Genomic DNA, 9,193 nt, shown 5'->3' with positions numbered 1-9,193 from the left:
CCCAATGAGGTTTATAGTACAGAAAAAGCCTGAGAAGATGTCTTCTCAGGCTTTTGTTAAGCACATAAATGCAATAGAGCTATGAAAAAATCACCCAGAAAAATCTGGGTGATAAATGTTATGGTTGTGCTGGTTGAGGATTCTGATTTTGGTTCTGGTTTTGTTGACCAGGCGTTGTATTTGGTTGCTGGTTATTGGTATTATTGTTTGCACTATTATTCGTACTTGGAGTAGTTGAGCTTGACTGTGTAGTTGAACTTTCTGATGTCGAGCTCGAACTTTCAGGTGTTGGGGCCTGTTGCGGAGCGGGGGCAGTCCATGCAGAACGAGCACCGTTTTTAAAGACGAACTCACCACTTCGATAGAGGCCTTCTGGCATAGTCCAGTCGCCAGGGTTGTTATCCTCAGACAGATAAGTCATCATTGAACGGTAAACCTTAGCTGCAACATAGAAGCCATCACCAACGATAGGAGTAAGGCGGTTTGAGTAACCTGTCCACACAGCCATTGAATATTTGCGAGTATAACCAACAAACATTTCGTCTGGAGCTACATAACCAGTATTTTTGATGTAGTTTTCAATTTCATCATCTGTATAGTTTGATGTACCAGTCTTACCAGCTTGAGGTAGCCAAGGGAGATAAGCACCACGACCAGTTCCGTATGCTAAGACAGTCTTCATCATTTCTGTCATCATATAGGCGGTCGTCTCTTTCATGGCACGAGTACCAGGATCAGCGTATTCTTTTGAGCTACCATCGCTAAAGACGATTTTGTTGATATACATTGGTTTATGGTAGATACCACCGTTAGCAAAAGCAGCGTAAGCAGCAGCCATTTTCTCACTACTTGCTCCATACTTTTTGTTTGACTCAGTCGTATTACTTGAAATCGCGTTGGCATAGTGCATATCTGGATAGTCAATGCCGATTCCATTTAGGAAGGTCTTGGCTCTATCCAAACCGACTTTGTTCAAGGTTTCTACGGCTGTAACGTTCCGTGATTGTTGGAGCGCATATTGGATGGTAATATTTCCAAAATAACTTCTATCCCAGTTGTAAACAGGGGTATCTGTTCCAGGATAGTTGTAAGGAACATCATGTACAATCGAAGCAGTTGAGTCGTAGATGTCATACTCCAAGGCAGGAGCATAGTCTGTGATTGGCTTCATGGTAGAACCCCAGTCACGGTTGGTTTCAACAGCTTGGTTGATTCCGAAGGAAACATTGCTTGATTGGTGACGAGAACCTAACTGAGCAATGACTTTCCCATTTGTCACATCCACAATCGTTGAAGCTACTTGCATTTCATCATCAGGATAGTTGACATACTCGTCGGTATTGTAGATATCCCAGAGATGTTGTTGAACTTTAGGATCAACGTTGGTGTAGACATCCATACCAGTCGTTAAGAGGTTGTAGCCTGTTTCTTGTTCGACTTGATCGATTACCTCTTTGAGATAGTTGTCCATGTATGGAGGATAACTATTAGCCGATTTTAGACTTTGAAGTCCATCTGTAATCGGAGTATTAATCGCTTTTTCATATTGCTCAGCTGAAATGTAACCTTGCCCCTTCATCTCAGAGAGGACGAGATTACGACGTTCTTGAGCAGCTTCTGGATGCGAGTATGGATCATACTGGTTTGGAGCCTGAGGCATACCAGCAAGGAGAGCCAATTGAGGAATACTTAGATCTTTGAGATCCTTGCCATAGTAACTTTGGGCAGCTGTCTGCATTCCATAGTTACCGTTTGACATGTAAACCTTGTTGATGTAGTAGGTCAAGATCTCTTGTTTAGTCGCTTTTTGTTCTAGCTGAACGGCTAACCAAGCTTCCTGGGCCTTACGAGAAAGAGTCTGATCAGAAGTTGACGTAGAGAAATAAGTTAACTTGATCAACTGCTGTGTCAAGGTTGAAGCTCCTTGCAGACCTCCACCACCACGAAGGTTTCGGAGGGTAGCACCTAGGATACGGATTGTGTCGATTCCTCGGTGATTAAAGAAGCGATGGTCCTCAATCGAAACAATAGCGTTGACCAAATCGGTCGGTATTTCGTTTGCTTGGGCATTGACCCGACGTTCCGAACCAAGATCAGCGATAAGCTCGTCATTGCTATCATAGATCTTACTTGACGTTGTAGCGACTAGTTTACTTTCAGAAAGTTCTGGAGCCTTGCTAACATAGTAGAGGAAGAGACCTCCACCAAGCATTACAGCTGCGATAAATACAGTTAAGAGACTGATACTGACATACTTAGCTATTCGCAGAAAAGTTTGTTTGTTCATCTTGTTTTACCACCTAGTAAATGTTCTTTGATAATGTCGAGGTAGGGAATTTGAGGAAAGGCACCCGGCTCAATCCTATATCCATTTTCTCGAATATATCCAAGTGGCATTGACTTCTGTCCCTTATCTTGATGATAGAAACGGATGAGGTCAATAGCCGGTAATAAGTAGGTTTCTTGCTGAGAAGAAAAGTGAAGGAGTACAAAGCAGATTCCTTGCTGGGCAAGGACTTGTTCCATATGCTGGATCTGATGGGGATGAAAATTCTTCATCGGTATCGCATGTTTTTGCCTGGTTTCCTTTGCTTCAAAGTCGATGTAGTATCCATCATAAACCCCTGAATAGTCAGTAGTTGAAGCTTGTCTAAAGTAGGCTTCAACGATCTTGGCTCGACTTCGTTGGGGATAGTCGACACGTACGATTTGGATGGGAGTCGGTTTCTTGTGAATAACAGCTAACCCATGCGACAAATAGTAGTCATTCGTAGCATTGATCATCTTTTCAAAAGACATTCCCCGATTTGCGAAATTTTTAGTTTGTGACAGGGGTGCTTGCCTCTTTTGAGATGAAATTTTATGTGGATAGTTGACCATAATTCTCCTTATTGGTACAATAACATCACTCTATTATATCATAAATTTACAAAGAAAGGGTTAAAAATGACATCAGCCTTGATTTTAGGCTATTCAGCCTTCGACCTTGGTCTCTTTAATGACAAGGATATTCGCGTTGATATTATCAAAACAGCCATTCGGAGAGACCTGGAACGTCTAGCAGAGGATGGGGTGAACTGGCTTGTCTTTACAGGGACCTTGGGCTTTGAGTACTGGGCGCTTCAGGTGGCGAAAGACATGAAAGCAGACTATGGATTTCAGCTGGCGACCATTTTTGATTTTGAAACCCATGGCAGTAATTGGAATGAAGCAAATCAAGCGAAATTGAGTGAGTTCAAGCAGGTTGACTTTGTCAAATATGCCTATCCACAATATGAGCACAAGGGGCAACTGCGTGATTATCAGAAATTTCTGCTGGAGAATACAGATACTTGCTATCTTTTTTACGACGAAGAAAAGGAAACCAAGTTACGATATTTTTACCAAATGATGAAAAATCAAGCGGACTATGTTACAAGAAGATTAACATTTGAGGACTTGAATGAAATAGTAGAAAATTTTTCTGAAAAGTAAGCCTTTGACCTTGATTTTTACTTGTCTTTTTTTATATAATAATACTAGTAACCCAGAATGGAGAGAGACATGGCAAGTATTATATTTTCAGCGAAAGATATTTTTGAACAAGAATTTGGACGTGAAGTACGTGGATACAGCAAAGCAGAGGTAGATGAATTCCTAGATGATGTGATTAAGGATTATGAAACCTACGCAGCTTTGGTCAAATCCCTTCGTCAAGAGATTGCTGATTTGAAGGAAGAATTATCTCATAAACCACAGGTAGCGCCAACTCAACCAGACTCTATTGAAGTAACAGCTTCTACCTCAATGACAAACTTTGATATTTTGAAACGCTTAAATCGTCTCGAAAAAGAAGTATTTGGTAAGCAAATCTTAGACAACCAAGATTTATAATTGACTAAGGAATGAGTGCAATTTTTGGATAATCGCGTGAAGAGGTTCTCTTTTCATGAGGAAAGTCCATGCTAGCACAGGCTGTGATGCCTGTAGTGTTTGTGCTAGGCGAATCCATAAGCCTAGGGACGAGAAATCGTTACGGCAGTCGAAATGACTAAGTCTTCGGATAGGTCAGAATAGGCTTGAAAGTGCCACAGTGACGGAGTCTTTCTGGAAACAGAGAGAGTGGAACGCGGTAAACCCCTCAAGCTAGCAACCCAAATTTTGGTCGGGGCATGGAGTGCACGGAAACGAACGTAGTACTCTGACTGCTAGCAGATTTATGCTGTTAGCGGTAGACAGATGATTATCGAAGGAAGTGGTCCTAGTCACTTCTGGAACAAAACATGGCTTATAGAAAATTGCATATAGGTTGGGGCTGAGAAATCTTTCTCAACCTCATTTTTTAAAGTGAACAAGAGAAAGGTCTTGCAAGACTAGAAATGAAAGAACAATTTAATTTAATCGCAACTGCTGCGGCGGGTCTTGAGGCTGTCGTTGGACGTGAGGTGCGAGACCTTGGTTATGATTGCCAGGTTGAAAATGGGCGTGTTCGCTTTCAAGGAGATGTGAAGGCAATCATTGAGACCAACCTTTGGCTTCGCGCGGCGGATCGCATCAAGATTGTAGTCGGAAGTTTTCCAGCTAAGACTTTTGAAGAGCTTTTTCAAGGTGTTTTTGCTCTAGATTGGGAAAACTATCTCCCTCTAGGAGCACGTTTCCCGATATCAAAGGCAAAATGTGTCAAGTCTAAACTCCACAACGAACCCAGTGTTCAGGCTATTTCTAAGAAGGCTGTTGTGAAGAAATTACAAAAACACTATGCCCGTCCAGAAGGAGTTCCCTTGATGGAAACTGGTCCCGAGTTTAAGATTGAGGTATCTATCCTGAAAGATGTGGCAACTGTCATGATTGACACGACAGGTTCTAGCCTTTTTAAACGTGGTTATCGTACGGAAAAGGGTGGAGCGCCTATCAAGGAAAATATGGCCGCAGCCATTTTGCAACTATCTAGCTGGTATCCGGACAAGCCCTTGATTGATCCGACCTGTGGGTCAGGAACTTTCTGTATCGAGGCGGCTATGATTGCCAGAAAGATGGCGCCAGGACTTCGACGTTCCTTTGCATTTGAGGAATGGAACTGGGTCAGCGATCGGTTAATCCAGGAAGTTCGCACAGAGGCGGCTAAGAAAATTGATCGTGAACTGGAACTGGACATTATGGGCTGTGATATAGATGCTCGCATGGTGGAAATTGCCAAGGCAAATGCTCAAGCAGCAGGTGTCGCAGGTGATATCACCTTTAAGCAAATGCGGGTACAGGACTTGCGCACTGACAAGATTAATGGCGTTATCATTTCCAATCCACCATATGGGGAACGTTTGTCTGATGATGCAGGAGTTACCAAGCTCTATGCTGAGATGGGACAAGTCTTTGCACCACTGAAAACGTGGAGTAAGTTTATCCTGACGAGTGACGAAGCTTTTGAAAGCAAGTACGGAAGTCCAGCTGACAAAAAACGAAAACTCTATAACGGGACCTTAAAAGTGGATTTGTATCAATACTTTGGTCAGCGTGTCAAACGCCAAGAGGTAAAATAGAAAGGTGAACTCATGAGTAAGAAAAGACGTGACCGTCATAAAAAAGGACATCAAGAACCACAATTCGACTTTGACGAAGCAAAAGACTTGACTGTTGGTCAAGTCATTCGTAAGAATGAAGAGGTGGAGGCTGGAGTATTGCCTGAGGACAGTATCTTAGACAAATACATCAAACAGCACCGTGAAGAAATCGAAGCCGACAAGTTTGAAACTCGTCAGTTTAAAAAAGAAGAGCTAGCTTCTACTCAAAACCTAGAGGAAATGATCCAAGAAGTTCGTGAATCAAGTGAACCTTCTGATCAGGTAGACGATTCAGACCTGGTTGCTGAGGAATCTATTGAAGAGATAGAAGAAGAGACTACTCAGTTTGTTCCACCACTTCAAGATGAAGAAAATGCTGAAATAGAGCCTATCGTTTTAACAGAAACAGAGCCCAAGCAAATAAATGAGGAACAAGAAGAGGAGATTTATACACCTCTATCACGTTCGGCTCAAACAGAACCTGAAACAGGCTCTAAGAAGAAAGGTGTCATCATCATTGCTTCTGTAGTAGCTGCAATCCTTGTGCTTGCTGGAACATATTATGTCTACCGCCAAGTATCTCGTTCAAACCAAGAAATCCAGTCTTCTCAAGCAGCCTCTTCGGATGATCAAGGGACACAAACAGCTTTGAAAGACTTCAATGATTTCTATGATACTTTCTATACAGATGCTAATAAGACTGCTCTGAAAAACAGCCAGTTTGATAAATTGAGCCAACTGAAAACCTTGCTAGATAAGTTAGAAGGTAGCCGTGATTATACACTAGCTAAGTCAAGATATGATAGCCTAGCAACTCAAATCAAGGCCATTCAAGATGTTAATGCCCTCTTTGAAAGCCCAGCAATCACTGACGGTGTCTTGGATACCAATGCGAAAGCCAAAGCAGACGCTAAATTTACAGAAATTAAGACAGGCAACACAGAACTAGACAAACTCTTGGATAAGGCCATTAGTCTTGGTAAGAGCCAACAAACCAGTGCTTCCAGCTCAAGTTCAAGCTCTAGCACGAGTCAAGCAAGCTCAAGTTCAGCTACAGAAAGCAATGCAAGCAGTACGACCCCTTCAACTAGCACTACGGCACCAGCTAGAGATACGAATGGTGGTTTGTCTGGCGATGGGGTTAATCTTCAAAGAAGTGCTAGTCGTGTACCTTACAACCAATCAGCTGTAGACGATAGCAACAACCCTGCTTGGACGTTTGCGGATGGTGTATTGGAACAAGTTCTAGCAACATCACGTGCTCGTGGCTATATCACTGGAAATCAATATATCCTAGAACGTGTCAATATCGTAAACGGAAATGGTTATTACAACCTCTATAAACCAGATGGAACCTATCTCTTCACCCTCAACTGTAAGACAGGTTACTTTGTAGGGAATGGTTCTGGTCACGCTGATGACTTGGACTACTAAGCAACCGTTACAAAATTCTTTCCTTTCATAGGTAAAAATGATAAAATAAAACATATTAAACAAGAGGAGTGTCACATGACAAAAGCTAACTTTGGTGTCGTTGGTATGGCCGTAATGGGTCGTAACCTTGCCCTAAATATCGAATCTCGTGGTTATACAGTTGCCATTTACAACCGTAGTAAAGAAAAAACAGAAGATGTAATTGCTTGCCATCCTGAAAAGAACTTTGTGCCAAGCTATGACGTGGAAAGCTTTGTAAACTCAATCGAAAAACCTCGTCGTATCATGCTCATGGTTCAAGCTGGACCTGGTACAGACGCAACTATCCAAGCTCTTCTTCCCCACCTCGACAAGGGTGATATCTTGATCGACGGAGGAAACACTTTCTACAAAGATACTATCCGTCGTAATGAAGAACTAGCAAACTCAGGTATCAACTTTATCGGTACTGGAGTTTCTGGAGGTGAAAAAGGTGCCCTTGAAGGTCCTTCTATCATGCCTGGTGGACAAAAAGAAGCCTACGAATTGGTTGCAGATGTTCTTGAAGAAATCTCAGCTAAAGCACCAGAAGATGGCAAACCATGTGTGACTTACATCGGTCCTGATGGAGCTGGTCACTATGTGAAAATGGTCCACAACGGTATCGAGTATGGTGACATGCAATTGATCGCAGAAAGCTATGACCTCATGCAACACTTGCTTGGCCTTTCTGCAGAAGACATGGCTGAAATCTTTACTGAGTGGAACAAGGGTGAATTGGACAGCTACTTGATCGAAATCACAGCTGATATTCTTGGACGCAAAGACGATGAAGGTCAAGATGGCCCAATCGTAGACTACATCTTGGATGCTGCAGGAAACAAGGGAACTGGTAAATGGACTAGCCAATCAGCACTTGACCTTGGTGTGCCATTGTCACTGATCACTGAGTCAGTATTTGCTCGCTACATCTCTACATACAAAGAAGAGCGTGTACATGCTAGCAAGGTGCTTCCAAAACCAGCTGTCTTCAAGTTTGAAGGAGACAAGGCTGAGTTGATCGAAAAGATCCGTCAAGCCCTTTACTTCTCAAAAATTATCTCATACGCACAAGGTTTTGCCCAATTGCGTGTTGCTTCTAAAGAAAATAACTGGAACTTGCCATTTGCGGACATCGCGTCTATCTGGCGTGATGGCTGTATCATCCGTTCTCGTTTCTTGCAAAAGATTACAGATGCTTACAACCGTGATGCTGATCTTGCAAACCTTCTCTTGGATGAGTACTTCTTGGATGTTACTGCTAAGTACCAACAAGCAGTTCGTGATATCGTAGCTCTTGCTGTTCAAGCTGGTGTACCAGTGCCAACTTTCTCAGCAGCTATTACTTACTTTGATAGCTATCGTTCAGCAGACCTTCCTGCTAACTTGATCCAAGCGCAACGTGACTACTTTGGTGCCCACACTTACCAACGTAAAGACAAAGAAGGAACCTTCCACTACTCTTGGTATGACGAAAAATAAGTAGGTCTGCCATGGGGAAACGGATTTTATTACTTGAGAAAGAACGAAATCTCGCTCATTTTCTCAGTCTGGAACTCCAAAAAGAGCAATACCGTGTTGATCTGGTCGAGGAGGGGCAAAAAGCCCTCTCCATGGCTCTCCAGACAGATTATGACTTGATTTTACTGAATGCTCGTCTGGGGGATATGACGGCCCAGGATTTTGCAGAGAGGCTGAGTCGGACAAAACCTGCCTCAGTGATCATGGTCTTGGACCATCGCGAAGAATTGCAAGACCAGATTGAGACAATCCAGCGCTTCGCCGTTTCTTACATCTATAAGCCAGTGATTATTGATCAGCTGGTGGCTCGTATTTCAGCGATTTTCCGAGGTCGGGACTTTATCGACCAACATTGTAGTCAGATGAAGGTCCCAACGTCTTACCGCAATTTGCGTATGGATGTAGAACATCATACCGTTTATCGTGGCGAGGAGATGATTGCTCTGACGCGCCGTGAGTATGACCTTTTGGCCACTCTCATGGGAAGCAAGAAGGTCTTGACTCGTGAGCAGTTGTTGGAAAGTGTTTGGAAGTACGAAAGTGCGACAGAAACCAATATCGTGGATGTTTATATCCGTTATCTACGTAGCAAGCTTGATGTAAAAGGTCAAAAAAGCTACATTAAAACCGTGCGTGGTGTCGGTTACACCATGCAAGAATAGAAAAGCAGTTGCAGTTATGTA

8 protein-coding genes and 1 other RNA gene are annotated in these 9,193 nt (G+C 42.8%); 7 read left to right on the top strand and 2 right to left on the bottom strand.

Going from position 1 to position 9,193, the window contains the following annotated elements; genetic code table 11:
- Window positions 1–118: 118 nt before the first annotated feature.
- Window positions 119–2,287 carry a penicillin-binding protein PBP1A gene (gene pbp1a, locus M1G01_RS05655; RefSeq protein WP_084917713.1) on the bottom strand — a complete coding sequence of 723 codons (2,169 nt, stop codon included), beginning with the start codon at window positions 2,285–2,287 and terminating at the stop codon, window positions 119–121.
- Entirely contained in the window at window positions 2,284–2,880 is a 597-nt protein-coding gene (recU, locus tag M1G01_RS05650) for a Holliday junction resolvase RecU (protein ID WP_000248759.1), read from the bottom strand. Before recU ends, pbp1a begins: the two co-directional genes overlap by 4 nt.
- 66 nt (window positions 2,881–2,946) lie before the next feature.
- Here recU and M1G01_RS05645 point away from each other — a divergent pair, with 66 nt between their 5' ends.
- From M1G01_RS05645 to M1G01_RS05615, 7 genes are all read left to right on the top strand, one after another.
- Window positions 2,947–3,474 carry an SLOG family protein gene (locus M1G01_RS05645; RefSeq protein ID WP_049520856.1) on the top strand — a complete coding sequence of 176 codons (528 nt, stop codon included), beginning with the start codon at window positions 2,947–2,949 and terminating at the stop codon, window positions 3,472–3,474.
- A gap of 69 nt (window positions 3,475–3,543) precedes the next feature.
- Window positions 3,544–3,873, top strand: a complete 330-nt coding sequence (gene gpsB / locus M1G01_RS05640; protein WP_000146523.1) for a cell division regulator GpsB — start codon at window positions 3,544–3,546, stop codon at window positions 3,871–3,873.
- A 20-nt stretch (window positions 3,874–3,893) separates the two neighbouring features.
- Window positions 3,894–4,275, top strand: an RNA gene (rnpB, locus tag M1G01_RS05635) — RNase P RNA component class B.
- An 83-nt stretch (window positions 4,276–4,358) separates the two neighbouring features.
- On the top strand, window positions 4,359–5,516 hold the full coding sequence (locus tag M1G01_RS05630) for a THUMP domain-containing class I SAM-dependent RNA methyltransferase (RefSeq protein WP_049520857.1): 1,158 nt from the start codon (window positions 4,359–4,361) through the stop codon (window positions 5,514–5,516).
- Between the two features lie 12 nt (window positions 5,517–5,528).
- Window positions 5,529–6,971: a cell division site-positioning protein MapZ gene (gene mapZ, locus M1G01_RS05625; RefSeq protein WP_049520858.1), complete on the top strand. Its 1,443-nt coding sequence runs from the start codon at window positions 5,529–5,531 to the stop codon at window positions 6,969–6,971.
- Window positions 6,972–7,046: 75 nt separating this feature from the next.
- Window positions 7,047–8,471 carry an NADP-dependent phosphogluconate dehydrogenase gene (gene gndA, locus M1G01_RS05620; protein ID WP_049489790.1) on the top strand — a complete coding sequence of 475 codons (1,425 nt, stop codon included), beginning with the start codon at window positions 7,047–7,049 and terminating at the stop codon, window positions 8,469–8,471.
- Window positions 8,472–8,482: 11 nt separating this feature from the next.
- A complete protein-coding gene (locus tag M1G01_RS05615) occupies window positions 8,483–9,172 on the top strand; it encodes a response regulator transcription factor (protein WP_000518005.1) in 690 nt (229 codons plus the stop codon).
- Window positions 9,173–9,193: the final 21 nt, after the last annotated feature.

The organism is Streptococcus oralis (assembly GCF_023110055.1).
Classification (GTDB): domain Bacteria; phylum Bacillota; class Bacilli; order Lactobacillales; family Streptococcaceae; genus Streptococcus; species Streptococcus oralis_BY.
The sequence above is the reverse complement of the archived record's forward strand: the minus strand, read 5'-3'. Positions and strand labels throughout refer to the sequence as shown.

Coding starts and splice junctions, on each gene's coding strand:
- pbp1a (WP_084917713.1), bottom strand. CDS start 2,287: ATGAACAAACAAACTTTTCTGCGAATAGCTAAGTATGTCAGTATCAGT.
- recU (WP_000248759.1), bottom strand. CDS start 2,880: ATGGTCAACTATCCACATAAAATTTCATCTCAAAAGAGGCAAGCACCC.
- M1G01_RS05645 (WP_049520856.1), top strand. CDS start 2,947: ATGACATCAGCCTTGATTTTAGGCTATTCAGCCTTCGACCTTGGTCTC.
- gpsB (WP_000146523.1), top strand. CDS start 3,544: ATGGCAAGTATTATATTTTCAGCGAAAGATATTTTTGAACAAGAATTT.
- M1G01_RS05630 (WP_049520857.1), top strand. CDS start 4,359: ATGAAAGAACAATTTAATTTAATCGCAACTGCTGCGGCGGGTCTTGAG.
- mapZ (WP_049520858.1), top strand. CDS start 5,529: ATGAGTAAGAAAAGACGTGACCGTCATAAAAAAGGACATCAAGAACCA.
- gndA (WP_049489790.1), top strand. CDS start 7,047: ATGACAAAAGCTAACTTTGGTGTCGTTGGTATGGCCGTAATGGGTCGT.
- M1G01_RS05615 (WP_000518005.1), top strand. CDS start 8,483: ATGGGGAAACGGATTTTATTACTTGAGAAAGAACGAAATCTCGCTCAT.